This is a genomic window from Streptomyces tsukubensis (assembly GCF_003932715.1).
Classification (GTDB): Bacteria; Actinomycetota; Actinomycetes; order Streptomycetales; family Streptomycetaceae; genus Streptomyces; species Streptomyces tsukubensis.
The window spans coordinates 4,574,689-4,599,397 of the sequence record NZ_CP020700.1; the positions used below are offsets into that span (position 1 = coordinate 4,574,689).

The 24,709-nt window shown below is 72.9% G+C and carries 25 protein-coding genes; 19 read left to right on the forward strand and 6 right to left on the reverse strand.

Going from position 1 to position 24,709, the window contains the following annotated elements:
* Nucleotides 1-167: 167 nt before the first annotated feature.
* Nucleotides 168-1,361 carry an ABC transporter ATP-binding protein gene (locus B7R87_RS18735; RefSeq protein WP_006347498.1) on the reverse strand — a complete coding sequence of 398 codons (1,194 nt, stop codon included), beginning with the start codon at nucleotides 1,359-1,361 and terminating at the stop codon, nucleotides 168-170.
* A gap of 136 nt (nucleotides 1,362-1,497) precedes the next feature.
* Between B7R87_RS18735 and B7R87_RS18740 the strand changes: the two genes are divergently transcribed.
* The 4 genes from B7R87_RS18740 to B7R87_RS18755 all read left to right on the forward strand — a co-directional run bounded on the left by B7R87_RS18740 (nucleotide 1,498) and on the right by B7R87_RS18755 (nucleotide 6,093).
* Nucleotides 1,498-2,244, forward strand: a complete 747-nt coding sequence (locus B7R87_RS18740; RefSeq protein ID WP_045852923.1) for an ABC transporter permease — start codon at nucleotides 1,498-1,500, stop codon at nucleotides 2,242-2,244.
* Nucleotides 2,244-2,960 (forward strand): ABC transporter permease, encoded by a 717-nt coding sequence (locus tag B7R87_RS18745; protein ID WP_006347496.1) that lies wholly within the window; start codon nucleotides 2,244-2,246, stop codon nucleotides 2,958-2,960. The genes B7R87_RS18740 and B7R87_RS18745 overlap by 1 nt, the downstream gene beginning before the upstream one ends.
* 268 nt (nucleotides 2,961-3,228) lie before the next feature.
* Nucleotides 3,229-4,215 carry an ABC transporter substrate-binding protein gene (locus B7R87_RS18750; protein ID WP_006347495.1) on the forward strand — a complete coding sequence of 329 codons (987 nt, stop codon included), beginning with the start codon at nucleotides 3,229-3,231 and terminating at the stop codon, nucleotides 4,213-4,215.
* A gap of 441 nt (nucleotides 4,216-4,656) precedes the next feature.
* Nucleotides 4,657-6,093: a cell division protein ZapB gene (locus B7R87_RS18755; RefSeq protein WP_130584946.1), complete on the forward strand. Its 1,437-nt coding sequence runs from the start codon at nucleotides 4,657-4,659 to the stop codon at nucleotides 6,091-6,093.
* Between the two features lie 100 nt (nucleotides 6,094-6,193).
* Here B7R87_RS18755 and B7R87_RS18760 read toward each other — a convergent pair whose 3' ends face one another.
* Both B7R87_RS18760 and B7R87_RS18765 read right to left on the reverse strand, forming a co-directional pair.
* Complete coding sequence (locus B7R87_RS18760) at nucleotides 6,194-7,336, reverse strand: NADH-quinone oxidoreductase subunit D (protein WP_006347494.1); 1,143 nt, start codon at nucleotides 7,334-7,336, stop codon at nucleotides 6,194-6,196.
* 73 nt (nucleotides 7,337-7,409) lie between these two features.
* The gene (locus B7R87_RS18765) at nucleotides 7,410-8,423 is read right to left on the reverse strand and encodes an SAM-dependent methyltransferase (RefSeq protein ID WP_130584945.1); all 1,014 of its coding nucleotides are present in this window, start codon (nucleotides 8,421-8,423) and stop codon (nucleotides 7,410-7,412) included.
* A gap of 330 nt (nucleotides 8,424-8,753) precedes the next feature.
* Here B7R87_RS18765 and B7R87_RS18770 point away from each other — a divergent pair, with 330 nt between their 5' ends.
* From B7R87_RS18770 to B7R87_RS18780, 3 genes are all read left to right on the forward strand, one after another.
* Nucleotides 8,754-9,950, forward strand: a complete 1,197-nt coding sequence (locus B7R87_RS18770) for a sensor histidine kinase (protein WP_006347492.1) — start codon at nucleotides 8,754-8,756, stop codon at nucleotides 9,948-9,950.
* 69 nt (nucleotides 9,951-10,019) lie between these two features.
* A complete protein-coding gene (locus tag B7R87_RS18775) occupies nucleotides 10,020-10,706 on the forward strand; it encodes a response regulator transcription factor (RefSeq protein WP_006347491.1) in 687 nt (228 codons plus the stop codon).
* 59 nt (nucleotides 10,707-10,765) lie between these two features.
* Entirely contained in the window at nucleotides 10,766-11,368 is a 603-nt protein-coding gene (locus B7R87_RS18780) for an AAA family ATPase (protein WP_006347490.1), read from the forward strand.
* A gap of 31 nt (nucleotides 11,369-11,399) precedes the next feature.
* Here B7R87_RS18780 and B7R87_RS18785 read toward each other — a convergent pair whose 3' ends face one another.
* On the reverse strand, nucleotides 11,400-12,527 hold the full coding sequence (locus B7R87_RS18785; RefSeq protein ID WP_040915090.1) for a DUF5937 family protein: 1,128 nt from the start codon (nucleotides 12,525-12,527) through the stop codon (nucleotides 11,400-11,402).
* A gap of 92 nt (nucleotides 12,528-12,619) precedes the next feature.
* Here B7R87_RS18785 and B7R87_RS18790 point away from each other — a divergent pair, with 92 nt between their 5' ends.
* Together B7R87_RS18790 and B7R87_RS18795 are read left to right on the forward strand one after the other, a co-directional pair.
* Nucleotides 12,620-12,814 carry a hypothetical protein gene (locus B7R87_RS18790; protein ID WP_130584944.1) on the forward strand — a complete coding sequence of 65 codons (195 nt, stop codon included), beginning with the start codon at nucleotides 12,620-12,622 and terminating at the stop codon, nucleotides 12,812-12,814.
* 562 nt (nucleotides 12,815-13,376) lie between these two features.
* Nucleotides 13,377-13,697 (forward strand): hypothetical protein, encoded by a 321-nt coding sequence (locus B7R87_RS18795; RefSeq protein ID WP_006347487.1) that lies wholly within the window; start codon nucleotides 13,377-13,379, stop codon nucleotides 13,695-13,697.
* Between the two features lie 76 nt (nucleotides 13,698-13,773).
* Here the strand turns inward: B7R87_RS18795 and B7R87_RS18800 are convergent, their stop codons facing one another.
* Nucleotides 13,774-14,937: a threonine aldolase family protein gene (locus B7R87_RS18800; RefSeq protein WP_006347486.1), complete on the reverse strand. Its 1,164-nt coding sequence runs from the start codon at nucleotides 14,935-14,937 to the stop codon at nucleotides 13,774-13,776.
* A gap of 252 nt (nucleotides 14,938-15,189) precedes the next feature.
* On the opposite strand from B7R87_RS18800, the gene B7R87_RS18805 reads away from it, so the two are divergent.
* The 10 genes from B7R87_RS18805 (at nucleotide 15,190) to B7R87_RS18850 (ending at nucleotide 23,985) form a co-directional block, all read left to right on the forward strand.
* Nucleotides 15,190-16,152 carry a Rossmann-like and DUF2520 domain-containing protein gene (locus B7R87_RS18805; RefSeq protein ID WP_040915084.1) on the forward strand — a complete coding sequence of 321 codons (963 nt, stop codon included), beginning with the start codon at nucleotides 15,190-15,192 and terminating at the stop codon, nucleotides 16,150-16,152.
* Nucleotides 16,149-17,243, forward strand: coding sequence for a pantoate--beta-alanine ligase (gene panC / locus B7R87_RS18810; RefSeq protein WP_006347484.1), 1,095 nt, complete (start codon nucleotides 16,149-16,151; stop codon nucleotides 17,241-17,243). The genes B7R87_RS18805 and panC overlap by 4 nt, the downstream gene beginning before the upstream one ends.
* Nucleotides 17,240-19,108 carry an L-aspartate oxidase gene (locus tag B7R87_RS18815; RefSeq protein ID WP_233168876.1) on the forward strand — a complete coding sequence of 623 codons (1,869 nt, stop codon included), beginning with the start codon at nucleotides 17,240-17,242 and terminating at the stop codon, nucleotides 19,106-19,108. Before panC ends, B7R87_RS18815 begins: the two co-directional genes overlap by 4 nt.
* Nucleotides 19,105-20,187 carry a carboxylating nicotinate-nucleotide diphosphorylase gene (gene nadC, locus B7R87_RS18820; RefSeq protein ID WP_040915071.1) on the forward strand — a complete coding sequence of 361 codons (1,083 nt, stop codon included), beginning with the start codon at nucleotides 19,105-19,107 and terminating at the stop codon, nucleotides 20,185-20,187. Before B7R87_RS18815 ends, nadC begins: the two co-directional genes overlap by 4 nt.
* Nucleotides 20,187-20,987 carry a type III pantothenate kinase gene (locus B7R87_RS18825; protein ID WP_006347480.1) on the forward strand — a complete coding sequence of 267 codons (801 nt, stop codon included), beginning with the start codon at nucleotides 20,187-20,189 and terminating at the stop codon, nucleotides 20,985-20,987. The genes nadC and B7R87_RS18825 overlap by 1 nt, the downstream gene beginning before the upstream one ends.
* A gap of 227 nt (nucleotides 20,988-21,214) precedes the next feature.
* The gene (locus tag B7R87_RS18830; protein ID WP_130585009.1) at nucleotides 21,215-21,835 is read left to right on the forward strand and encodes a hypothetical protein; all 621 of its coding nucleotides are present in this window, start codon (nucleotides 21,215-21,217) and stop codon (nucleotides 21,833-21,835) included.
* 90 nt (nucleotides 21,836-21,925) lie between these two features.
* Nucleotides 21,926-22,132: a hypothetical protein gene (locus B7R87_RS18835; RefSeq protein WP_006347478.1), complete on the forward strand. Its 207-nt coding sequence runs from the start codon at nucleotides 21,926-21,928 to the stop codon at nucleotides 22,130-22,132.
* Between the two features lie 219 nt (nucleotides 22,133-22,351).
* On the forward strand, nucleotides 22,352-22,924 hold the full coding sequence (locus B7R87_RS18840; RefSeq protein ID WP_045852921.1) for a BlaI/MecI/CopY family transcriptional regulator: 573 nt from the start codon (nucleotides 22,352-22,354) through the stop codon (nucleotides 22,922-22,924).
* A 10-nt stretch (nucleotides 22,925-22,934) separates the two neighbouring features.
* A complete protein-coding gene (locus B7R87_RS18845; RefSeq protein ID WP_006347476.1) occupies nucleotides 22,935-23,453 on the forward strand; it encodes an amino-acid N-acetyltransferase in 519 nt (172 codons plus the stop codon).
* Between the two features lie 199 nt (nucleotides 23,454-23,652).
* The gene (locus B7R87_RS18850; RefSeq protein ID WP_006347475.1) at nucleotides 23,653-23,985 is read left to right on the forward strand and encodes a histone-like nucleoid-structuring protein Lsr2; all 333 of its coding nucleotides are present in this window, start codon (nucleotides 23,653-23,655) and stop codon (nucleotides 23,983-23,985) included.
* Nucleotides 23,986-24,025: 40 nt separating this feature from the next.
* On the opposite strand, the gene B7R87_RS18855 is transcribed toward B7R87_RS18850, so the two are convergent.
* Nucleotides 24,026-24,622: an SCO3374 family protein gene (locus B7R87_RS18855; RefSeq protein WP_130584943.1), complete on the reverse strand. Its 597-nt coding sequence runs from the start codon at nucleotides 24,620-24,622 to the stop codon at nucleotides 24,026-24,028.
* Nucleotides 24,623-24,709: the final 87 nt, after the last annotated feature.

The window sequence follows — 24,709 nt, forward strand, 5'->3', positions numbered from 1 at the left end:
CCTCGCGGCCCGTTGCGGTCCGGGCCCGGGGCCGTACCCGCTCAGGCCCGGCGGCCGGCCGGGGCCGTACCTTCGCCCGGACAGAGCCCGGGCCCGGCGGTCGGCAGGGCCCGGGGTCCGTACCGGTTCAGGCCCGGCGGTCGGCCGGGCTCGGGGTCCGTACCGGTTCAGGCCCGGCGGTCGGCCGGGGCCGGGAGGCTTTCGACCGATTCGAGGGCGACCTCGGTACGGGGGACGGCCCGCTCGTCCGCGTCGATGGAGCGCCGCAGCGCCTCGTGCAGCCGCGCCGGGGTGAGCACCCCGAGGAAACGTCCCTTCTCCTCCTTGTCGATCACCGCTATCCACCCCGCGTCGTGCTGGAGCATCGTGGCGAACGCCTGCTTCAGGGAGGCGCCCAGCGGCAGCCAGGCGTCCATCCGGCGGGCGTGTTCGCGTACGGTGCCGCCCGCGCTGGTGCCCGCCGCACCGGTCCCCCGGGCGTGTTCCGCAGCGATCCAGCCGTGGAGGTTGTCCTGTCCGTCCAGGACGACGGCCCAGCGGGCGCCCAGATCGCGGGGGAGGGGATCGTCGAGGTGGACCACCGGCGGCTGCTCCAGGTCGCCCTCTTCGATGGGGGTGACCGACAGCCGCTTCAGCCCGCGGTCCGCACCCACGAAATCGGCGACGTACGGGGTGGCGGGGGCGCCCAGGACGGCGGCGGGGGCGTCGAACTGCTCGATCCGGCCCTGCCCGTAGACGGCGATCCGGTCGCCGAGGCGGACCGCCTCCTCGATGTCGTGGGTGACGAACAGGACGGTCTTCCGCATCTGCTGCTGGAGGCGGAGGAACTCGTTCTGGAGGTGCTCGCGGACCACCGGGTCGACCGCCCCGAAGGGCTCGTCCATCAGCAGCACCGGCGGGTCGGCGGCGAGCGCCCTGGCCACCCCGACCCGCTGGCGCTGACCGCCCGAGAGCTGGTCGGGGTAGCGGTCGCCGTGGACGGCCGGGTCGAGGCCGACCAGGTCGAGGAGTTCGGCGGCCCGGGCGCGGGCCTTCTTCCGGGGCCAGTTCAGGAGGTGCGGGACGGTCGCGGTGTTGTCGAGGACCGTACGGTGCGGGAAGAGCCCGACCTGCTGGATGACGTAGCCGATCCGGCGCCGCAACTTCACCGGGTCGACCGTGGATATGTCCTCGCCGTCGAGGAGTATGCGCCCGCTGCTGGGCTCGATGAGCCGGTTGACCATCTTCATGGTGGTGGTCTTGCCGCAGCCGGACGGGCCGACGAGCGTGATCAGTTCGCCCTCGTTCACCTCGAACGACAGATCGTCGACGGCCGTCGTGCCGTCCGGATACCGCTTGGTGACGTGCTCGAAACGGATCATGGTTCCCCATTGTGGCGGGTGGTGTGTGAAGCCCATGTTGCCGTCGGATGGCACCCCAGGGCGATTGTCGGTGGCGGGAGTTAGGGTCTTTCCAGGCGGCGGACATATGTTCGCCGGCGCGGGGGAGGTGGGGGATATGAGCATCGGCGCGGCCGCGCGGCAGAACTGCCTGACGGCCAACGACTGGGTCTGCGGGGAGTATCTCCGCACCCGGAGCGAGGAGCTGACCGAAGCGACGGTCCAGCATGTGTGGATCACGGTCGTCTCGGTGCTGATCGGGCTGCTCGTGGCCTTTCCACTGGCCCTGCTCGCCCGGGCCAGGCCCGGATTCGCGGGCCCGGTCCTCGGCCTGACGACCCTGCTGTACACGATTCCGTCGCTGGCGATGTTCTCCCTGCTGCTGCCCGTGTTCGGGCTCTCCGCGGCCCTGGTCGTCACCGGTCTGGTGCTGTACTCCCTGACCATCCTGGTACGGAACATCCTGGCCGGACTGGACGCGGTGCCCGCCGAGGTGCGGGAAGCCGCCCGCGGTATGGGGTACGGGACGTGGCGGCTGTTCCGCGAGGTGGAACTGCCCCTGGCGCTCCCCGCGCTGATGGCCGGCCTCCGGATAGCCACGGTGTCGACGATCGCGCTGACCACCGTCGGCGCGCTGGTCGGCAAGGGCGGTCTGGGCAATCTCATCGACGAGGGCGTGCAGACCACCTTCAAGGCGCAGGTGCTCACCGCCTCGGTGATCTGTGTGCTGCTGGCGGTCACCGCCGATCTGCTGCTGCTCGGGGCGCAGCGGCTGCTGACGCCGTGGACCCGGGTGCCGAAGGCGGCAGGCAGGAGCCGCCGCCTCCTGATGCCCCGGATACCGGCGGCGGGGAAGGGGGCCTGATGGGGGTGCTGGCCGATGCCTGGACCTGGCTGGCCACCGGGTCCAACTGGTCGGGGGAGAGCGGTGTCTGGCACCGGCTGGGCGAGCATGTGTACGTGAGCGGCGCCGCCCTGGTGGTGGCCGCCGCGATCGCCCTGCCGCTCGCCTTCTGGCTGGGCCATATCGGCCGGGGTGGCGCCCTCGCGGTGAACATCTCCAACGTGGGCCGGGCGATTCCGGTGTTCGCCGTCCTCGCGCTGCTGATGCTCACCCCGCTGCGCAGCGAGGGCTATCTGCCGACGATCATCGCCCTGGTGCTGTTCGCCGTGCCGCCGCTGCTGACCAACGCCTATGTCGGGATGCGCGAGGTCGACCGGTCGGTGGTGGAGGCCGCGCGCGGTATGGGCATGTCGGGGCCGCAGGTGTTCCGCCGGGTCGAGCTCCCGCTGGCCTACCCCCTGCTGATGACCGGGATCCGGTCGGCGTCCGTCCAGGTCGTCGCCACGGCCACCATCGCGTCGATGGTCGGCCAGGGAGGTCTCGGCCGGATCATCACCGCCGGATTCGCCACCTACAACACCCCTCAGGTGGTGGCCGGGGCGCTGCTCGCGGCGCTGCTGGCGCTGGTGGTGGAGGCGGTGCTGCTCGCGGTGGACCGGCTGGCGGGCCCCGGTGCCGCGCGCCGCAGGGCCCGGCGCGGGGAGGCCCGTCCGCTGCCTTCCGGGGCCGGTGCATGAGGCGTATCCGTATCCCGTGCGGGCCTACTGCTTCCCGTCGGCCCCGTACCGCCCGGTGTGCCGTTGCGGGCACCGCGCGGCGCCGACCGGTCCCGTGCGCCGCCGGGCGTCCGACCGCCTGTTCCATGACCCGGTGTCCGGCCCGGCCGGTCCCCGGCCGACAGGGGTCCCTCTTCCGGACCGGACCGGGCCGGTGAGCCCGGCGATTTCCGCCAGACCCCGGCTGTACGAGCCGCAGGGCCGCAGCCTTCCGAACGGAGAAACAGTCATGTCCCTGAGCTTCCGGCCGTCTCGGCCGCTGCGTGCCGCCGCTGCCGCACTGACCGCTGTTGCCCTCGCGGGCTCCCTCGCCGCCTGCGGTGACGGTGACAGCCTGGAGAAGTCGAAGAACGGGTCGGGAGGAGGTTCGGAAGGAAAGGGCGGCTCCCTGGTCGTCGGGGCCGCGTCCTTCACCGAGTCCAAGATCCTCGCCGAACTGTATGCACAACTCCTTGCGGATAACGGCTATAAGACGTCCGTCACCACGGTGAAGAACCGCGAGCTGTACGAACCGGCGCTGGAGAGAGGCGAGATCGACATCGTTCCGGAATATGCGGCGACCCTCGCCGAATTCCTGAACGCGAAGGCGAACGGCCCGAAGGCGCCGGAGGAGAAGCCGGTCGCGTCCAGCGATGTCACGGCCACCGTCGCCGCCCTCACCGAGCTGGCCGGACCGCGCGGGCTGAAGGTCCTCCCCGCGGGCGGCGCCGTCGACCAGAACGCCTTCGCCGTGAGCAAGGAGTTCGCGGAGAAGAACAGCCTGAAGACGCTCTCCGATCTGGGCCGGGCCAAGCTGAAGGTGCGGATCGCTGCGGGCGACGAGTGCGCGGTACGGCCGTTCTGCGCGCCCGGACTGAAGAAGATGTACGGCATCGACGTCTCGGGGATCGACCCCAAGGGCGTCGGCACCCCGCAGTCCAAGCAGGCGGTGAAGGACGGCGCGGCGCAGTTGGTGCTCACCACGACCACGGATGCGGTGATGGACGGTCTGGTCTTCCTCGACGACGACAAGAAGCTCCAGAACGCCGACAACGTCCTTCCGGTGGTGAACGCGAAGGACGCGGGCGACCCGAAGATAGCCGCCGCCCTCGACCGGCTGACCAAGGTGCTCACTACCGGCGACCTCGCCGCGCTGAACCGCAAGGTGGACGCCGAGCGGGCCAAGCCGGAGGACGTGGCGAAGGAGTACCTCCGGTCGAAGTCGCTGCTGAAGTAGGGCCTGCGGGGCGGCGCTGACGTCGTGCTCGCGGGCGGCTTCCGGGCGGCTTGCGGGCGGGCGGCACCGGGCCGGTGGCCGCCCGCTGCCGCAGGCGCCTCGGGGTCCGGGCCGGGTTGTCGGCGGGACTGTCCGGCGGGCCGGGGCAGGTCTCTTGGGGCCGGGGCCCCGGTTGCCCGGCGGGCCGTCCGCGCCCGGCTCGAACACCGTCGGCCCCATCCGCCCCGGCTATCCCGGCCGTAACGCCCAAGGCGTTCCCTAAGCGCCGTGGAGAGAAGGTGAAGAAGCGGCAGAACATCCCGCTCATGGCCGAGTTCGCCCTACACGGAGTTGCCTGTCCGGTGAATCGGAGGGTGTCGGGGACGGCGATCCGGCCTTAGCGGCGGGATATTTGCCGACCCGCCATCCCATTCCCGCTCAACGCACGGTAAATTTCGGGCCATGCCCCGTGGACGCCACCGCCATTCCCCTCCCCTGCACAGGCTGCTGCCGCCGTCGGCGGTGGCCGGAGCGTCGGTGCTGAGTGCCGCCGGCGCATGGCTGCTCACCGATCCGGTGCTGCTGCGGTCCTTGGCCGCGGTGGCCGCCGCGGCCGCCGTCAGCGGCGCGGTGCTGATGCGCCGCTGGGACCGGTCCGCGGGCCGCCGGGTCGCTGAGGTCACCCGGGGCCGGGCCAACGACGCCTGGCAGCACGAGGAGCGGGTGGCGGAGCTGGAGTCCGAGGTCGACGAGGCGCGCGAGCTGCGGGCCAAGCTGGAGACCAAGCTCCGGGCCAAGCGGGTCGAGCTGGCCAAGCTCCGCAACGAGCACGCCGAGCTGCTCCGTCGCTATGCCGCCGCGGAGACCGGCCGGGCGAGCGCCCTGGAAGGCCGCCGCAAGCTCGCGGTGGAGGCCACGGCGCCCCAGGACCCCAAGGAGCTTGCGGTGCCGGGCGCGAGCCCCACCGCCGCAACGTATCTGCGCGCTGCGAAGGCGCTGGAGGCCTTGACCCGTAACGCCGAGGCCCAGGGGCGGCGCGCGGCCGGGGCGACGGCCCGCCCGGGCGGAAGGCCCGCGCTGGAGCCGGTGGCCGCGCCGGGGACGAAAGCCCGGCCCGGAGGCACCGGAGGCACCGGAGGCACCGGCGGCAACCCGGCGGGCCCCGGGTCGGGCAAGAAGGCCGCGGCGAGTGCGCCGAAGGAGGCCAACACCCCCGCGGGCGCCCCGAAGGCCCCGGCAGGCAGCAGCGACTCCACAGCGGACGCCGCTCCGAGCACCACAGCGAACACCGCCGCTCCGGACGCAGGAGCCCCGGCCGACGGTGCGGCCGAGGCAGCCGCGGGCCCGGTTCCCGCCCCGCGGCCCGACGGCACCCCGGACGGCGACGGCGGCGGCAGCCGTACCCCCGCGAAGCCGGACGCCCCCGCCGCCCCGCAGACCGCTCCCCGTACCGCCGCGGCCACCGGCCCCCGTACGGCACCGGCACCGGCAACCGCGCCCGCGCTTCCGGCCGGTCCCGCCGCCCGCGCCCTCCCCGCCGCCCCGGCACCGGCCGCCGGGCCCGGCGCGATCGTTCCGTACGGCCCCCGCCGCGTCCCCGGTACGACCGTGCGCAGGCCCGAGGGCGGATTCGACTTCTTCGGCGCGAACACCGGCGCCCCGGCCCCCGGACAGCGCCCCGACGACACCGCGGCCGACGACGGAGAGGCGGCGATCGCCGCCGCCCAGCGGGCGGACCTCGCGGACGTCGTCGGTGACGAGGCCCTCGCCGAGCACCGGCAGCACACCGGCCGCCCGCACCCGGCCCCCGCTCCGGCGGGCGAGGTCATCGACCTCACCGCGCACGACGAGACCGAGAAGCTGGACATGTCCGGCCTGCGGAACGCCCTCAGCTCGTAACCCCGGCGGATAGAACCCCCAACGCGAGGCACCCGGCCCGGACCGCACGGTCCGCACCGGGTGCCTTCGAGTTATCCCAGCTACTTCGCCCTGCTCGGCCTTACTTGTCGATGTCTCCGACGACGAAGAACAGCGACCCCAGGATCGCCACCATGTCCGCGACCAGCGTCCCCGGCAGCAGTACCGCCAGCGCCTGGATGTTGTTGTACGACGCCGAGCGCAGCTTCAGCCGGTAGGGCGTCTTCTCGCCCTTGGAGACCAGGTAGTAGCCGTTGATCCCGAGCGGGTTCTCCGTCCAGGCGTACGTATGCCCCTCGGGCGCCTTCAGCACCTTCGGCAGCCGCTGGTTCACCGGCCCCGGCGGCAGTTCGGCCAGCCGGTCGAGACAGGCGTCCGCCAGGTCCAGGGAGTTGTGCGTCTGCTCCAGCAGCACCTCGAACCGGGCCAGGCAGTCCCCGTCGGGCCGGGTCACGACCTTCAGGGTGTCCGCGAGTTCCCCGTACGCCAGATACGGCTCGTCGCGCCGCAGGTCGAAGTCGACGCCCGAGGCACGGGCGATCGGACCGCTGACGCCGTACGCGTGGACCGCGTCCGCGCCGAGCACCCCCACGCCCCTGGTACGGCCCCGGAAGATCTCGTTGCCGAGCACCAGCTTGTCGTAGACGTCCATCCGGGACCGTACGTCGGCGACCGCGTGCCGCACCCGGCCCGCCCAGCCCGCCGGAAGGTCCTCCTTCAGCCCGCCGACCCGGTTGAACATGTAGTGCATCCGGCCGCCGGACACCTCCTCCATCACCGTCTGGAGCTCCTCGCGCTCCCGGAAGGCGTGGAAGACGGGCGTGATCCCGCCCAGCTCCAGCGGATAGGAGCCGAGGAACATCAGATGGTTCAGCACCCGGTTCAACTCGGCGAGCAGGGTCCGCAGCCAGACCGCGCGCTCCGGCACCTCCATGCCGAGCATCCGCTCCACGGCCATCACGACGCCCAGCTCGTTCGAGAACGCGGACAGCCAGTCGTGGCGGTTGGCGAGCATGACGATCTGGCGGTAGTCGCGCGCCTCGAAGAGCTTCTCGGCGCCGCGGTGCATATAGCCGATGACGGGTTCGGCGTGCCGCACGATCTCGCCGTCGAGGACCAGCCGGAGCCGGAGCACCCCGTGGGTGGACGGATGCTGGGGCCCGATGTTGAGCACCATGTCGGTGCTTTCCGCGGTGCCGCCGAGGCTGAACGTCGTCTCCGTCATGGGCTCAGTATCTCCCGCGGTACCGCCCGCCGGGTCCGCCCTGCTGTCGCCGTCCCTGCCCGCTCCGTCCCCGTCACGGTACGGGCTGGTGCAGCCAGAGGAAGTCGCCGAGACCGCCGCGGGCGAGCAGCTCCCCGGCCTCCCCGGCCGCGGACAGCGCCCGCAGATACGCCCCCGGGTCGGTGGAGGCCAGCGCCAGCGGCGGCCGGGCGGCGGTGACGCCGAGCGCGGCCAGGGCCTCGCGCTGGGTGGTGAGCCGGGCCCCCGGCAGGGCGCAGGCGTCCAGGGCGACGTGCGAGGTCAGATCGCAGGTGCCGTCCGGTACGGGGGGTACCTCGCGCCCGCCGCGGAAGCCGGTGAGGGTGCCGTACGGGGGCCGGGCCCCCGCGAGGTGCCCGTAGTCGACGGCGACCGCGAGCCCGGCGCGCAGACTGCCGACGGCCGCCGCCCAGGCCTCGTCGCGCGGCCGCCCGATCTCGGCCCGGGCCCCGGGCCCGTCCGGCGGCCACCAGCGGGCCAGCCACGCGGCGTCCGCACCGGCGACGGGCGGGCCGAGCCGCTCGCTGCCGTCGGCCCGGACCTGGACCAGCCGCGGTACGCCCGCTTCGTCGGTCTCGGCGATGTCGACGGGCACATTGTCGAGCCACTCGTTGGCGAAGAGCAGCCCGCCGACCCCTTCGGGCGGTGTCGCCGTCCAGACGATCCGCGGGTCGAGACCGGCGGGCCGGGGCGCCAGCTCCACGGCGTACGCCCGTACCGGAAAGTCCTCGGGAAGGGCCGCCAACACCCCGCCGGCCAGCTCGCCCCGGCCCGCGCCCAGATCGACGAAGGCGGGCGGCCCGGCGGCGGGGTCCAGACCGGCGGCCGTCTCGACGAGCAGCCGGGCGACGGCGGCGGCGAAGAGGGGGGAGGCGTGGACGGAGGTACGGAAGTGGCCCGCGGGCCCCTCGGGACGGAGATAGAACCCGCCGGGGTCGCCGTAGAGGGCCCGCTCGGTAGCTTCCCGCCAGCCGAGCCACCCGTCCCCTCGGCCCTTGTGGCTCTCGTGGGCGACGCGACCCGGGCCGCGACCCGGGCCGGATGCCATCGGGCCACCTCTGGAGGGAACTCCGGACGGAACCCCGGATGAAACGTGTCGTACTTCACTTTCGTCCGGGTGACACCCGGCTTCGCCGCCGCTCACCACCGGGAGTTCCCTCCGGTCCCCGCCACCATCGCCGTCCGGACCGCCGGACCTCCGCCCCGCCCGCTCACCGATTCGGCGGTCAGGGCCCTGACCAGCGGACTCTTCCGCCACACCGATCGTCTCCTCGTCCGTCACGCCCAGCAGTCTCCACCTTGTGGAGTATGCCCTCGCGATCGGGATCGCTCTGACGGTTGACCTCTACACCTGTCGGCCTTCCCTACGCTGGGTTACGTGCAGCGTTTTTACGACTTCCTCCGCAGACACCCCACGGGCGTCGACTGCTTCTGGGCCGTCGTCCTCATGGGGTTTTCGGTCCTGGCGTGGGCCGAGCCGGCCGGCCCGGTCGAGCGGTCATGGGTCATGCTCCCGCTCGGTGTGGGGCTGAGCCTCGTCGTGGCGCTGCGCCGCAAGATGCCCGAGAAGATGCTGGTGCTGGCGGCCCTGATCGGCGTCGCCCAGCTGGTGACCGATGTCGAGCAGGGCCCCGGCAACTTCGCCATGCTGGTGATCATCTACACCGTCGCGGCGCAGTCCACCTCGCGGTGGGCCTCGCGGTTCGCGCTGATCGGCGGGTTGAGCGCGGCCACGTTCTCGCAGATCCGCTGGCCGCAGCCGAACACCACCGCCCTCGGCCAGATCTTCATCACCATCATCCTGACGGTGCCCTTCGCCCTGGCCTGGGTCCTCGGTGACTCCATCAGGACCCGCCGCGCCTACTTCGCCGAGCTGGAGGAGCGGGCCCACCGGCTGGAGAAGGAGCGCGAGGCCCAGGGGAAGGTCGCCGTGGCCGCCGAGCGCGCCCGGATCGCCCGCGAGCTGCATGATGTCGTCGCGCACAACGTGTCCGTGATGGTGGTCCAGGCCGACGGCGCCGCCTATGTCCTCGATGCCGCCCCCGACCAGGCCAAACAGGCCCTGGAGACGATCTCCACCACGGGCCGCCAGGCGCTGGCGGAGATGCGGCGGCTCCTCGGCGTACTGCGCACCGGGGACGACCCCGAGAGCGGCGAGTACGTGCCGCAGCCGGATGTCCAGCAGATCGAAGACCTGGTGGAACAGGTCCGCAGGTCCGGACTGACCGTCGACTTCAAGATCGAAGGGACGCCGCGGCAGCTGCCGAGCGGGGTGGAGCTGACCGCGTACCGCATCGTGCAGGAAGCCCTGACGAACACCCGGAAGCACGGCGGGCCGGAGGTGGGGGCCAGTGTCCGGCTCGTGTACTTCGACGACGGGCTCGGACTGCTCGTCGAGGACGACGGCCGTGGCGCGGCGCACGAGCTGTACGAGGACGGCGGCGCGGACGGGCAGGGCCACGGGCTCATCGGCATGCGCGAGCGCGTCGGTATGGTCGGCGGCACGCTGGACGCCGGCCCGCGCCCCGGCGGAGGGTTCCGGATCAGCGCGCTGCTCCCCCTCCGTACCGCCTGACCGGCCCCTCCACGACGCGTCACGACGCACCACACGACAGCTCACTACAGATATGAGGAACCAGCAGACATGTCCATCCGGGTGATGCTCGTCGACGATCAGGTGCTGCTGCGGACCGGATTCCGGATGGTGCTCGCCGCCCAGCCGGACATGGAGGTCGTCGCGGAGGCCGGGGACGGCGCGGAGGCGATCGACATCCTCCGTGCCACGGCGGTCGACGTCGTCCTGATGGACGTCCGCATGCCGCGGCTGGACGGGGTGGAGGCCACCCGGCGGATCTGCGCCGAGCCGAACGCCCCGAAGGTGCTGATCCTGACCACCTTCGACCTCGACGAGTACGCGTTCTCCGGGCTGAAGGCGGGGGCCAGCGGGTTCATGCTGAAGGACGTACCGCCCGGGGAGCTGCTGGCGGCGATCCGCTCCGTGCACAGCGGGGACGCGGTGGTGGCGCCGTCGACCACCCGGCGGCTGCTGGACCGGTTCTCCCCGATGCTGCCGAGCCACGGCGCGGAGCCCGCCAACAAGGACATGGAACGGCTCACCGACCGCGAGCGCGAGGTGATGCTGCTGGTCGCGCAGGGCATGTCGAACGGCGAGATCGCCGCGAGGCTGGTGCTCTCCGAGGCGACGGTGAAGACGCACGTGGGACGGATCCTGACCAAGCTGGGGCTGCGGGACCGGGTCCAGGTGGTGGTGCTGGCGTACGAGTCCGGGCTGGTGCGTGCGGGCGGCGGCGGCCCGGTCGGCGGGCGCTGAACCGGGCGGGCGGCTCCGTGGGTCCGGCTCGGTAGGGCCGGCTCGGTAGGGTCGGCCGCATGCTGCTGTGGATCAACGGCCCCTTCGGGGGCGGCAAGACCCAGACCGCACACGAGCTGCTGCGCAGGCTGCCCGGCGGCTTCGTCGCGGATCCGGAGCGGGTGGGCTTCGGGCTGCACGGTATGACCCCGAAGGCCCTCAGAACCGACTTCCAGACCTATCCGGCCTGGCGGCAGGGGGTTTTCGAGGCCCTGGACCGGACGCTGAGGTCGTACCGGGGGGTGGTCATCGCGCCCATGACGGTGGTCGAACCCCGCTATTTCGAGGAGACCGTCGGCCGACTGCGGGAGGCGGGCCACGAGGTGCGCCACTTCGCGCTTCTCGCGGAGCGGGAGACGGTCCTGCGGCGGCTGCAGGAGCGCGGTCTGGGGCGCGGGCTGAAGAGTGAAAGTTTCGCGGTGGGGATGCTGGACCGCTGTCTGGAGGGGCTGCGGGATCCGATGTTCGCGGAGCACATCCGGACCGACGGGATCGGGGTGCCGCAGGTCGCGGACCGGATCGCGGCCTCGGCGGGCCTGGCGCTGCGGCCCAACACGGACGGGCCGCTGACCCACCGGCTGCGGAAGGCGTGGACGGGCCTGCGGCATATCCGCATCGTCTGACCGGCGGCCCCGGCGGCTTCTGCGGCGGTTTTCAGCGGAGTACGGTCTCCAGGAAGTCGCTGCCGAGCCTGGCGACGACGGCGACATCGAGCTGGTGCAGTACGTAGCGGCCCCGGCGCCGGGTGGTGATCACCCCGGCCTTCTTCAGTACGGCCAGATGGCGGGAGACCTCGGGAGCGGTGATGCCGTGCGCCTCGGCCAGCTCGCTGGTGGTGTGCGGGGTGCGCGCCAGATTGCGGCAGAGCTGGATGCGCATGGGGTGCGCGAGGGCCTCCATCCGGAGCTTCAGCAGCTCGACGGAGCCCGGGCCGGTGAATTCGGGACCGCCGCCGACCGGGTAGAGGATCACCGGCCGCCAGCCGGGGGCGTGCAGCACCAGGAGATGGGGCCGGCCGAAGACCGAAGGGACCAGCATCAGCCCGGTGCCGACGGCCGGATCCACCGCGGTGGTCCGGCCGAGGACGAGCTTGTCGACGGTGATCCGGGTCAGCCCCTCGTCCACGGAGACCGCGGGCGACACGGCGTGCAGCGCCTCGGCGAGGCCCTTGTGGCGCAGGATCTCCGCCTTGTGCCGGGCGTCGGCCGCGAGCTGCGGCGCGACCCGGCGCCAGGCGTCCGCGAAGAAGGCCTCGTCGCAGTCCTCCAGGAGCCTGCGCAGCCAGGCCCGGAAGGCCGGGAGGTCGTCCAGGAGCTGCCGGGCGGCGGCCAGCACCTGGGGCCCGCGGGCGGCGGCCAGGGCCAGCATCCGGTCCCGGTACACCGGATCGCCCAGTACGTCGCCGCCCTTCCCGTACGACATACCGCAGGTGAAGTCGAGGGCGGCCGCGGCGAACCGCTCGTCGTCGAGCCGGTCCACCAGGTCCAGCTCCTCGGCGAGCGTGGCGCCCGGCCGCCGGGGGGACGACAGCAGCCCCGCGAAGGGCATGAGCACATCGGAGTGGGTGGTCTGCCAGAGGAACTCGGCCTCGTGGAGACGGTCCGCGAGATCGGGCGCGAGCCCGGCGGCGGTGGCGGTCGCCCAGCCGTGCAGCCCGGGGTGGTGCCCGGGCGTGGACAGGGCGTGCAGGGCCATCCCCAGCTCCGCGAGGGGGGAGATCTCGAAGGCGGTGTGCTCGCGGGGGAGCCCGGCGATGTCGATGGTGACGCTCACGCATCCCATTCTGCGGGCCCGCCGAGCCCGTCGGGACGACGGTTGACGGGGGTCGTCAATCGACGTGACGGAGCCGGAGGGCCGGGCGGAGCGTGAAGGACATGAACGCTCTCCACCAGCACATGATCGACAGCTACCGCACCACGGCCCACGGCACCCGCATCCCGCCCCACCCCGGCACCCTGGACTGGCAGGCAACCCGCGAACTGGTCTCCCAGGCCGCACTCACCCGCCGCCGGAAACGCTCCCTCCGCGAACGCTGGGCCGGTCGGCGCGGCTCGGGGGAGCGGGGGTGAGCCCGGCGGAGCCCCGTACGGGATGGGTCCGTCCGCACCCTCTGCGTCCGCTGCGGGCGCGAGACCGCCGCGCCCGTCGTCGTCGGGGCGGTGGAGCGGGCCAGCGGGCCACCGGCCGTCCAGTACGCCTGCCCGCAGGACGCGGCCAGGTACGGCGCCGGGCCGTCACCGGACGACCTGATCACCTAGGTCGTCTCTTTCGGATCTTGCCGGGCTCGCGTGCCTCCCCCAGCTACCGCTGGGGGTGCCCCCAGCCACGCCCTCCCCCTGTGCCCTTCGGGCACGGGAGGTGCCCCCACGCCGCGTTGTCGTCAGTCGCCGACGGCCCCCTGGGCCTGGCGGCCCGGGTGGTACCCCCACCGCGTGGACTCCCTCCTCCGCCTTGCGATCGAACGCACCAGACCCTCCCCCTACGCCCAAGGGCGTGGGTGGTGCCCCCACTCGCTGATCCGGCCTGATCCGAAAGAAACTCCCTGGCCCGGCCCCCGGCGCGGCCCGGCCTGTCGGTGGGGGGTGGCATGCTGGCGGCCGCCGGGACCGGCAGGGCGAGGGGAGATCACGGATGGGTGCCGACTATTACAGGGCCGACAGCGAAGACGGCGACCGGATCGACGACCCGTCCGAGGACGCGCTGTTCATGATGATCAGCGACCTCAACGGCTCCGACAACACCTTCCTTAATGTCCGGCCCGACGGGCCCGCCCCGCACTGGTCCGCCACGGTGACCCTCGTGGGCACGGTGGGCGGCAACGCCTACGAGGTCATCCGGCGCGACACGGCGAGGAACGAGCACGAGGTCACCGTCTCCTCCGATATCGACGGCATCGCCCGCGAACTCACCATCTGGATGGCCGCCCGCGACCGGCCCGGCGGGCCCGTCTGAGCCGACCGACCCCGCGACCGGCCCGGGCAGGCGGGCTGAACCCGGCCCGCCCGGGCCCGGGCACGGCCCGCCCTGCTCAGTCGTCCTCCTGCGCCGCGGCTTCCCTGAGCACTCTCACCATGAACTCCGCCACCGCCTCCTTCACATCGGCCTCCGTCCACTCCAGGCCCGCCTCGGCCACCGTCACCTCCGATGCCGAGATCCCCGGGACCCGGGACTCCTCGGACCAGAAGTGGAAGAGGGTCGTCCCGGTCTCCTCGGACAGGGCGAGGGACGCCGCCATCAGCACCTCCGGCGGATACGGCAGCCACACCAGGAACTGGTGCGTATGCGGTGTCCCCGGGTGGACCCGGAACCAGGGCGCGGGGGACTCCCCGAACGCCTCCGTCATCGCCGCCGCGACCACCTTCGCCTGCGCCGCGTACGACGGGAGCTTCGGCAGCTCCCGCTCCAGGCCGATCAGCGCCGAGAGGACCGCCGGGAACTGCTGGAAGGCCAGGCCCCCGTACCGGTGGCGCCAGGCGCGGGCCTCCGCGACCACATCCTCCGGACCCGCCAGCGCCGCACCCGCCAGACCGCCCAGCGATTTGTAGAACGACACGTACACACTGTCCGCGAGGGCCGCGATCTCGTGCAGCGGGCGGCCGAAGTGCGACGGGCACTCCCACAGCCGCGCCCCGTCGAAGTGGACCACCGCATCCCGCTCGCGCGCCGCCTCCGTGACCTCGGTCAGCTCCTCCCAGGACGGCAGCACGAACCCCGCCTCCCGCAGCGGCAGCTCCAGCATCAGCGCCCCGAACGGCTCCTCGAAACCCCGGACCTCCTCGGCCGTCGGCAGCCGGGGCTCCGCCGTCGGATGCACCGTACGCAACCCGCTGACCGCGCCGAACGCACCCCGCTCGTGCAACTCGGGATGGGCCAGCGGATGCAGCGCCACCGTCCGGCTGCCGGTCCGCTCCGCCCAGCAGCGGAGCGCGACCTGCTGCGCCATCGTGCCCGTCGGGAAGTAGACCGCGGCGGGCAGCCCCAGCAGCCCGGCCACCCGGCGCTCCAGCTCCTCGACCACCCCGCTGCCGTACCAGTCGGGGAAGGCGCCGAGATCGGACACCTCGCCCGCCCCGGCCGTCAGCTCAGCGAGGCGCTCGCCCATCGTGAGCTCCGTCGGCCGCCGCCACAGCGCCCGCTCGGCCGCCCGCCAGACGGTCCTCCTGCGCGTCTGGAGATCCTCTTCGTCCGTCACTGCCGATTCCCCCGTCCACACCGTGCGAGGCCGTGCGGACGGAGCCCGTCCGCACGGTCCCGGTGGATCCGCCACCGGTCCCTCCAGGATCACCAACGATCGTTCCCCCGATGATTCACCAGCCCCCGGCAGCCGTCCACGCCCTGTGGATAACTCGCCTGTGGACAACCGGAGGGGCGCCGACAGCGCTGGCGTAGCATGACGGAACATCGTCCGGTACCCGCCGCGGACTGGAACGGAAGGCCCCACCGCGTGAACGCATCAGCCCCCCAGCAGCAACCGCCCGACCCCCGCGACCGCCCCGCCCGGCTGACCGTGGGCGTCGTCGGAGCAGGCCGGGTCGGACCGGCGCTCGCCGCCGCGCTCCGGCTCGCCGGACACCGTCCCGTCGCGGTCTCCGGAGTCTCCGACGCCTCCCGCCGCCGGGCCGCCGAGCTCCTCCCCGATGTGCCCCTGGTCCCGCCCGCCGAGGTGCTCGCGCGCGCGGAGCTGGTCCTGCTGACCGTCCCCGACGACGCCCTGCCCGCGCTCGTCGAAGGCCTCGTCGGCACCGGCGCCGTCCGCCCGGGACAGCTCCTCGTCCACACCTCCGGCCGGTACGGCACGGCGGTGCTCGACCCGGCGACCCGGGTCGGCGCGCTGCCGCTCGCCCTCCATCCGGCGATGACGTTCACCGGCACCGCGGTGGACGTCCAGCGGCTCGCGGGCTGCTCCTTCGGTGTCACCGCGCCCGAGGAGCTGCGGCTGGCCGCCGAGGCGCTGGTCATCGAGATGGGCGGCGAGCCCGAGTGGATCGCCGAGCAGGCCCGTCCGCTTTATCACGCGGCGCTCGCCCTCGGCGCGAACCACCTGGTGACCCTGGTGGCCCAGTCGATGGAGCTGCTCCGCGCGGCGGGCGTCGCCGCCCCCGACCGGATGCTCGGCCCCCTCCTGGGCGCCGCTCTCGACAACGCCCTGCGCTCGGGTGACGCGGCCCTCACCGGCCCTGTCGCCCGCGGTGACGCCGGTACGGTCGCGGCGCACGTCGCGGAGCTGCGCAAGCACGCCCCGGGGACGGTCGCCGGATATCTGGCCATGGCCCGCACCACCGCGGACCGCGCCCTGGCCCACGGCCTGCTCAAGCCCGAACTGGCCGAGGACCTGCTGGGCGTCCTCGCCGACGGCCGCGACTCCCGCGACGGCGGCCGCGACGGGCAGGAGGACGACCGCCCATGAGCCGCGACCTCGACCACGCGCCCGACCACGCGCCCGACCAGGTGTCCGGCCATGCGCCCGACCAGGTGCCGGATGTGCCCCAGGGCCTCGCCCTGCTCCGTACCAAGACCGAACTGCACACCTGGACCGCCCCCGGCCGGGCGGACCCGGCGTCCCGTACCGCCGTCGTCATGACGATGGGCGCCCTCCACGAGGGCCACGCCACCCTCGTCCGCACCGCCAGGGCCCGGGTCGGAGCCGCCGGCCGCGTCGTCGTCACCGTCTTCGTCAACCCCCTCCAGTTCGGCGCGGGCGAAGACCTCGACCGCTATCCCCGCACCCTCGCCGCCGACCTGGCGGTCGCCGCCGCAGCGGGCGCCGACGCCGTCTTCGCCCCCTCCGCCGCCGAGATGTATCCCGGCGGGCAGCCGCAGGTCCGGATCACCGCGGGCCCGATGGGCGAGCGCCTCGAAGGCGCAAGCCGGCCCGGACACTTCGACGGCATGCTGACGGTCGTCGCCAAACTCCTCCAGCTCACCCGCCCCGACCTGGCCTTCTTCGGCCAGAAGGATGCCCAGCAGCTGGCGCTGATCCGGCGGATGGCCCATGACCTCGACTTCCCCGTGGAGATCGTCGGCGTCGACACCGTCCGGGAGCCCGACGGCCTGGCCCTGTCCAGCCGTAACCGCTATCTGTCGACGGCCGAGCGGCACACCGCGCTCGCCCTGTCCGCCGCCCTGTTCGCCGCCCGCGACCGGCTCGCCGCCCAGCAGGCGCTCTACGCCAGAGCGGCCTCGGGTAAACACCCCCAGGCCCGTGCCGAGGCGCTGTCCAAGATGGGCGAGGCCCGCGCCGCGGCCGATGCCGCGGCGGTCGCCCTCGCGGGTCCCGGCGGCGCCGACGCGGTCCTGGCCGCCGCCCGTACCGTCCTCGACGACGCGACCCGCGCCACCACGCCGCTGACCGTCGACTATCTGGCCCTCGTCGACCCCGCCGACTTCACCGACGTCCCCGACGACCACCGGGGCGATGCCGTCCTCGCCGTCGCCGCCAGAGTCGGCACGACCCGGCTGATCGACAACATCCCGCTGAGTTTCGGAGCCGCGCCGTGACCGCCCGCCACCGCCACCCGGCCCCGGTGCTCCCCGCCCCCGGGATACGGCTCGACGCGCCCGCGCCCGGCTGGGCGATCGACGCCGACGTCGTCGTGGTCGGCTCCGGCGTCGCCGGACTCACCGCCGCCCTGCGCTGTGCCGCCGCCGGTCTGTCGACCGTCGTCGTCACCAAGGCCAGGCTCGACGACGGCTCCACCCGCTGGGCCCAGGGCGGCATAGCCGCCGCCCTCGGTGAGGGCGACAGCCCCGAGCAGCATCTCGCCGACACCCTGGTCGCGGGCGCGGGCCTCTGCGACGAGGAGGCCGTACGGCTGCTCGTCACCGAGGGCCCCGGTGCCGTCCGCAGGCTCATCGCCACCGGCGCGCACTTCGACACCTCCCCCGAGACGGGCGAGATAGAACTGACCCGCGAGGGCGGCCACCACCGCCGCCGGATCGCCCACGCGGGCGGCGATGCGACCGGCGCCGAAATCTCCCGCGCCCTCGTCGAAGCGGTCCGCACCGCCGGTCTGCGCACCATCGAGAACGCCCTTGTGCTCGACCTCCTCACCGACGCCTCCGGGCGCACCGCGGGCATCAGCCTCCATGTCATGGGCGAGGGACAGCACGACGGAGTCGGCGCCGTCCGCGCCCCCGCGGTCGTCCTCGCCACCGGCGGCATGGGCCAGATCTTCTCCGCGACCACCAACCCCGCCGTGTCCACCGGCGACGGCGTCGCGCTCGCCCTGCGCGCCGGGGCCGAGGTCTCGGACCTGGAGTTCGTCCAGTTCCACCCCACCGTGCTCTTCCTGGGCGCGGGCTCGGAGGGCCAGCAGCCGCTGGTGTCCGAAGCGGTACGGGGCGAGGGCGCCCATCTCGTCGACGCGTCCGGCACCCGCTTCATGCTCGGACAGCACGAGCTGGCCGAGCTGGCGCCCCGGGACATCGTCGCCAAGGCGATCATGCGGCGGATGCGGGAACAGGGCGCCGACCACATGTATCTCGACGCCCGGCACTTCGGCGCGGAGATGTGGGAGCACCGCTTCCCCACCATCCTCGCCGCCTGCCGGGCCCATGGCATCGACCCCGTCAGCGAGCCGATCCCCGTCGCCCCCGCCGCGCACTACGCCTCCGGCGGCGTCCGGACCGACTCGTACGGCCGGACCACCGTCCCCGGTCTCTACGCCTGCGGGGAAGTCGCCTGTACGGGGGTGCACGGCGCGAACCGCCTCGCCTCCAACTCCCTCCTCGAAGGGCTGGTCTTCGCCGAGCGCATCGCCGCGGACATCGCAGAAGGCGACGGCGGCGCCGACGGTGACGGTACGGCTTCCGGCACCGCCCCGGCCGGTGCCCCGGTCCCCGTAGCGGCCACCGTCCTCCCGCTGATCGACCCCGGCGCCCGCGCCCATATCCAGCGGGTCATGTCCCTCGGGGCGGGTGTCCTGCGCTCCGCCGAGAGCCTCGCGGAGGCGGCCCGCGCCCTGGAGGCCATCCGGGCGGAGACCGAGCCCGCGCCCGGCCCCACGGCACCCGCGCCCGGCCCCGCAGCCGCACCCGCCCCCGGCCCGGGCTCCGAGGAGCCCCTCGGCACCCACTCCGCCCCGGACCCCGATACCGTCTCCGGTACGGCCAAGCCCGCCGTCCCCGGTGTCGACGCCTGGGAGACCACCAACCTCCTCTGCGTCGCCCGCGTCCTCACCGCCGCGGCACTGGAGCGCGAGGAGACCCGCGGCTGCCACTGGCGGGAGGACCGTCCCGACCGCGACGACCGGGCCTGGCACCGCCATCTGGTGATCCGTCTCGCCCCCGACCGGACGCTCGTCGTCCACCGCACCGAGAGCACCGCTTTCCCCCCGACATCCTCCAGGGAGCACCAGCCGTGAGCACGCCCGAAGAACGTCCGGTCCCCGTGGACGTACCCCTCATCCAGATCGGCGTCCCCGCCGCGGGCGGAGGCTGCGGGGACTCCTGCGGCTGCGGCGGCGCGGCGGACGGCGGAGCACCCGACGACGAGCTGTACGAATGCGGTCTCGACCCCGCCCTCGCCGTCCTCCTTGCCGAGGCCGGTCTCGACCCCGTCCAGGTCGAGGACATCGCCCACCTCGCGCTCAGCGAGGACCTCGACGGCGGCGTGGACGTGACGAGCGTGGCGACCGTCCCCGGCGACGCCGTCGCCACCGGCGACTTCACCGCCCGCGAAGCAGGCACGGTCGCGGGCATCCAGATCGCCGAGGCCGTCCTCTCCATCGTCGCCACCGACGAGTTCGAGGTGGAGCGGCACGTTGCCGACGGCGACCGCGTCGAGGCGGGGCAGAAGCTGCTCTCCGTCACCACCCGCACCCGCGAACTGCTCACCGGCGAGCGCAGCGCGCTCAACATCCTCTGCCGTCTCTCCGGTATCGCGACCGCCACCCGCGCCTGGGCCGACACCCTGGAGGGCACCGGAGCGAAGGTCCGCGACACCCGCAAGACGACGCCCGGACTGCGCGCCCTGGAGAAGTACGCGGTGCGCTGCGGCGGCGGCGTCAACCACCGGATGTCCCTCTCGGACGCGGCCCTGGTCAAGGACAACCACGTGGTCGCGGCGGGCGGTGTCGCCGAGGCGTTCAAGGCGGTACGGGACGTCTTCCCCGGCGTGCCGGTGGAGGTCGAGGTCGACACCCTCGACCAGGTCCGGGAGGTCATCGAGGCGGGCGCGGACCTGATCCTGCTCGACAACTTCACCCCCGCGCAGACCGCGGAGGCCGTGGCGCTGGTCGCGGGCCGCGCGGTCCTCGAATCCTCCGGCCGGCTCACCCTGGACAACGCCCGGGCGTACGCGGACACCGGCGTCGACTATCTCGCGGTCGGCGCCCTCACCCACTCGTCGCGCATCCTCGACATCGGCCTCGACCTGCGCGAACCCGATCCCGCAGGGACCGGCGGCGCCGGCCCGGCGGACCCCCGCGAGGGGACTGCCTGATGCTGCTCACCATTGATGTCGGCAACACCCATATGGTCCTGGGGCTCTTCGACGGCGAGGAGATCGTCGAACACTGGCGGATCTCCACCGACGCCCGCCGCACCGCCGACGAGCTGGCGGTCCTCCTCCAGGGGCTGATGGGAATGCACCCCCTGCTCGGGATGGAGCTGGGGGACGGCATCGAGGGCATCTGCATCTGCTCCACGGTCCCCGCGGTCCTCCACGAACTGCGCGAGGTCACCCGCCGCTACTACGGCGACGTACCGGCGATCCTGGTGGAGCCGGGCGTCAAGACCGGGGTGCCCGTCCTCACCGACCATCCCAAGGAGGTCGGCGCGGACCGCATCATCAACTCCGTCGCGGCGGTCGAGCTGTACGGCGGCCCGGCGATCGTCGTCGACTTCGGCACGGCGACCACGTTCGACGCGGTCAGCGCGCGCGGGGAGTACGTGGGCGGGGTCATCGCCCCCGGTATCGAGATCTCCGTCGACGCGCTCGGCGTCAAGGGCGCCCAGCTCCGCAAGATCGAACTGGCCCGGCCGCGGAGCGTCATCGGCAAGAACACGGTCGAGGCGATGCAGTCGGGCATCGTGTACGGCTTCGCGGGCCAGGTCGACGGCGTCGTCCACCGCATGAAGCGCGAGCTGAGCCCCCAGGACCCCGACGAGGTCACCGTGATCGCGACCGGCGGTCTTGCGCCGATGGTGCTGGGGGAGTCGTCGGAGATCGACGAGCACGAACCGTGGCTCACGCTGATCGGCCTCCGCCTGGTGTACGAGCGCAACATCACGCGCCTCTGACGGCCCGGGCGCCCGCCGCCCGGGCCGCCCGGCCGTCCGGGCACCCGGTGCCGTCCCGCCCCGGGCCCGTACCCCTTGCCTCGTACTTTCCCCTGCTTCCCCCGGCTTCCCCGTGCCCTCCGCGCCACCGCCGAGGGGACGCGCCCGGGGAATAGGAATAGCCCGATATTGCCGAAAAATGCGCCTATCGTCGGGCCATGCCCACGCCTTACGGTTCCCGCGGCGGTATGGCCTTCAGCGCAGACGAGCTGCGTGTGCTCCGACGCGCCCTCGCCGTTGCCCTTCATCCCGTCCCACTCGCCGACGAGGACGTCCAGGACTGTCTGCGGCTCGCAGGCTCCGTGGACGAGGCGGCGCTGGAGGCCGGACGGCTGCGCGCGTTCCTGCTCGCCGATCTCGACCGGTACCGCGCGGCCCTGCCCGGCGCCGGTGCCGGATATCTGGAGCTGCTCCAGGACGCGCTGGCCGCCGGGTACGACCCCCGTCCGGAGGATCTCGCCGCCCTGCGCGGACTGCGCGGGCACGTCGTCGCCGAAGCCGTACTGGAACGGTGCCAGATCCTGGCCGAGCGTTCGGTACGCGCCCGGCTCGCCGGACGGCAGGTCACCACTCCCGCGCCCCGCACCCGGCTGCTCGCCCTGCCCGGCGGCCGGGCCGAGGCCGCCGGGTCCGACGAAGGGGCGGAGGAGAAGCCTCAGCCGCGCCCGGTGCCCAAGCCCGCCCCGAAGCCGGCACCCGAACCGGCCGCCCCGCCGGCGCCCGGCGAGCGCCCGGTGCCCAAACCGTCCGAGGTCTTCCCGCCCCGCCGCAGGCCCGTACCCCCGCCGGAGCAGCTGGCCACGGCCTGAGCGGTGTTCCGCGCTGCCGCGCCTCCGGGTCGCCCGGGGTGACCCGGCCCCCGGCGGTGGCGCGGAACGGCCCTTGGCTACCCTGAATCCATGGACTACGTATCGGCGCTCGTGCCTCCCGTGGTGATGGCCACCTTTTTCACGATCCTGATCGTGACGATCGTGAAGAGTCAGGGCGGCCCGAACAAGACCAAGGAAGACGCCTACGTGGACGCCGCGCTGGCGCGATCCGAAGCCGGCCCGCAGTCCTCCGCGGGCGACGGCGCCGCCGTCCCGGCCACGGCCGGCAGCGACTGATCCCAGCGGCTTCCGCAGCCCCGACCGGGTGCATCGCGCGCCCGGCTCCGCGGGCATGCGGGCACGCGCGCACAGGACGTACGGCAGGGTCACAGCGCCCACCGTGCGTCCTTTTTGTTCCGGTATTGCGAAATATATAGAGTTGTTCATAGCTTTTGGGGTTTCCGCCGCTATGGTGGCAATGTGCCCCGTCAATTGGGAGAGCTCGAAGACGCCGTGATGACACGCGTCTGGCAATGGAACCGGCCGGTCACTGTCCGGGAAGTCCTGGAAGACCTTCAACAGGATCGTTCCATCGCCTACACGACCGTCATGACCGTCATGGACAATCTCCACCAGAAGGGCTGGGTCCGCAGGGAAGTCGAAGGCCGCGCCTATAGATACACGGCGGTCTCCACCCGGGCCGCGTACTCGGCCGCTCTGATGAACGAGGCCTGGGCCCAGAGCGACAACCCCGCCGCCGCGCTCGTTGCCTTCTTCGGGATGATGTCGCCGGAGCAGCGGGAAGCCCTCCAGGCGGCCGTCCGCATGGTGCAGACCGAACCTTCTCCTTCCCCGGAACAGAACCCGGAACCCGCTCCGGAACAAGCGCCTGAACAGGCCCCCGAACCGGCCCGCGAACCTGAATCGCCACCCGAAACGCCATCCGAAACGCCCTCCGAAACGAAGACGGCCGGGGAGGCGGCCCCGGAAGCCGGAAGTGCCCCGGAAGACGCCCCGGCGCCCGCGGCCGAAGAGCCCGGCGACGACCCCGGAGAGGGTGCCGACGAGGACCGTTCCCCGGGGCGATAGCGTCTGGCCCATGTCGAATCCCGCAGCAAATGCCATCACCGTCCGCCGCGCCCGGACGGTCGATGTGCGCGCGGTCCGCCGGCTCCTCGACCCCTACGTGACTGCGGGCATCCTGCTCGACAAAGCGACTGTCACTCTTTACGAAGACATCCAGGAGTTCTGGGTAGCGGAAGGCGCGGACGGCACCGTCGTCGGCTGTGGCGCGCTCCACGTCATGTGGGAAGACCTCGCGGAAGTGCGCACTCTCGCCGTCGACCCCCGCCACAAGGGGTCCGGCATCGGCCATCGGCTGCTCGACGAGCTGTTGCACACAGCGCGCAGGCTCGGCGTCAGCCGGGTTTTCTGTCTCACCTTCGAAGTCGACTTCTTCAGCAAGCACGGCTTCGTCGAGATCGGTGAGACCCCGGTCGACGGAGATGTCTACACCGAGCTGCTGCGCTCCTATGACGAGGGTGTCGCCGAGTTCCTCGGACTCGAACGCGTGAAGCCGAACACCCTCGGCAACAGTCGCATGCTTCTCCAGCTCTGATCCGGCTCCGATCACCCGTCCGCGTGACCCGCCGAGGCATCACCGAGACATCGGCGGGGCATCAGCGAAGCGATCCCTATGTCCGAATCGCGCACGTTTCCCGCCCTCTCCGCCTTCTGAACCTGTCCCAAGGGTTTGAGTTTTTCAGAGAAAAGCGGTTTCCTTTCCGCGTACTGCATTTTCGATGAAAGGAAATCCGGTGGCACAGAAGGTTCAGGTCCTTCTTGTCGATGACATCGACGGCGGCGAAGCGGACGAGACCGTGACGTTCGCGCTGGACGGCAAGACGTACGAGATCGACCTCACCACCGCCAATGCGGACAAGCTCCGCTCGCTGCTGGAGCCGTACGCCAAGAACGGCCGCCGCACCGGCGGTCGCGCTTCCACGGGCCGCAGCAAGGGCCGGGCCGCGAGCGACAACAAGAACACCGCGGAAGTCCGTGCCTGGGCCAAGGCGAACGGTTACGAGGTCAACGACCGCGGGCGCGTCCCCGCCACGGTCCGCGAGGCCTACGAGAAGGCCAACGGCTGACAACGGCCCACCAGGGCCGATCGGCGGGCGCCGGCGCCCGCTAATCGGCCGCGTATTCACAGGCTGCGCATTCGTACACGTATCCGGTTCCGGTGGGCGGTCCGGTGCGGGTATTCGTCCGCAGCAATCGGGCCCGGTGGCATTCCGTTGCCGCCGTGTCCAGGAGTCTCACGAGATCGGGCCCCCGTACGCGTCCGGGGTGCCCGTCCGCTCCGGTGCCCGGCAGGCCCGGCAGCTCCGACTCCGGCTCGCGCCCCGGCGCGGGGGGTCGCAGCCATACGGCGGCCCCCCGGGGGCCCGTCCAGCCTGGCGGCAGGGGTGCGGGCATCCGGCCCCCCGCCCCGACGGCGACCAGGTCGAGGGTGACGCCGCCCCACTCCAGCCAGGACAGCAGCCCCGGCACCTCATCGGCGGAACCGGCGGCGACGAGCAGTCGCATCCGGTCCCCGTGCAGGGCGACCGGTCCGGTCCGCACCCCCCGCCGCAGCACCGCCGCACCCGCGTCGGCAGGCAGCTCCAGCACGTCGAAACCGATCCCCGTGAGCAGCCGCACCGGCTCCCCGGGCCCGGCAGGCCCGGCGACCGGCCACCCCAGCCGGGTGCCGTACCAGCGCGCCACGGCCGCCCGGGCGGCCACAGGGCGCCCACGGCGTCCGGAGCCGCCCGGAAGGCCGAGAGGTCCGCGCGGGGACGGCAGCACGGCCGGAGCCGGTCCGGACGCCGG

What these genes read in the sequence shown, in the direction of transcription:
- B7R87_RS18735 (WP_006347498.1), bottom strand. Translation starts at nt 1,361, where the DNA reads ATGATCCGTTTCGAGCACGTCACCAAGCGGTATCCGGACGGCACGACG.
- B7R87_RS18740 (WP_045852923.1), top strand. Translation starts at nt 1,498, where the DNA reads ATGAGCATCGGCGCGGCCGCGCGGCAGAACTGCCTGACGGCCAACGAC.
- B7R87_RS18745 (WP_006347496.1), top strand. Translation starts at nt 2,244, where the DNA reads ATGGGGGTGCTGGCCGATGCCTGGACCTGGCTGGCCACCGGGTCCAAC.
- B7R87_RS18750 (WP_006347495.1), top strand. Translation starts at nt 3,229, where the DNA reads ATGTCCCTGAGCTTCCGGCCGTCTCGGCCGCTGCGTGCCGCCGCTGCC.
- B7R87_RS18755 (WP_130584946.1), top strand. Translation starts at nt 4,657, where the DNA reads ATGCCCCGTGGACGCCACCGCCATTCCCCTCCCCTGCACAGGCTGCTG.
- B7R87_RS18760 (WP_006347494.1), bottom strand. Translation starts at nt 7,336, where the DNA reads ATGACGGAGACGACGTTCAGCCTCGGCGGCACCGCGGAAAGCACCGAC.
- B7R87_RS18765 (WP_130584945.1), bottom strand. Translation starts at nt 8,423, where the DNA reads ATGGCATCCGGCCCGGGTCGCGGCCCGGGTCGCGTCGCCCACGAGAGC.
- B7R87_RS18775 (WP_006347491.1), top strand. Translation starts at nt 10,020, where the DNA reads ATGTCCATCCGGGTGATGCTCGTCGACGATCAGGTGCTGCTGCGGACC.
- B7R87_RS18780 (WP_006347490.1), top strand. Translation starts at nt 10,766, where the DNA reads ATGCTGCTGTGGATCAACGGCCCCTTCGGGGGCGGCAAGACCCAGACC.
- B7R87_RS18785 (WP_040915090.1), bottom strand. Translation starts at nt 12,527, where the DNA reads ATGGGATGCGTGAGCGTCACCATCGACATCGCCGGGCTCCCCCGCGAG.
- B7R87_RS18790 (WP_130584944.1), top strand. Translation starts at nt 12,620, where the DNA reads ATGAACGCTCTCCACCAGCACATGATCGACAGCTACCGCACCACGGCC.
- B7R87_RS18795 (WP_006347487.1), top strand. Translation starts at nt 13,377, where the DNA reads ATGGGTGCCGACTATTACAGGGCCGACAGCGAAGACGGCGACCGGATC.
- panC (WP_006347484.1), top strand. Translation starts at nt 16,149, where the DNA reads ATGAGCCGCGACCTCGACCACGCGCCCGACCACGCGCCCGACCAGGTG.
- B7R87_RS18825 (WP_006347480.1), top strand. Translation starts at nt 20,187, where the DNA reads ATGCTGCTCACCATTGATGTCGGCAACACCCATATGGTCCTGGGGCTC.
- B7R87_RS18830 (WP_130585009.1), top strand. Translation starts at nt 21,215, where the DNA reads ATGGCCTTCAGCGCAGACGAGCTGCGTGTGCTCCGACGCGCCCTCGCC.
- B7R87_RS18835 (WP_006347478.1), top strand. Translation starts at nt 21,926, where the DNA reads ATGGACTACGTATCGGCGCTCGTGCCTCCCGTGGTGATGGCCACCTTT.
- B7R87_RS18840 (WP_045852921.1), top strand. Translation starts at nt 22,352, where the DNA reads ATGACACGCGTCTGGCAATGGAACCGGCCGGTCACTGTCCGGGAAGTC.
- B7R87_RS18845 (WP_006347476.1), top strand. Translation starts at nt 22,935, where the DNA reads ATGTCGAATCCCGCAGCAAATGCCATCACCGTCCGCCGCGCCCGGACG.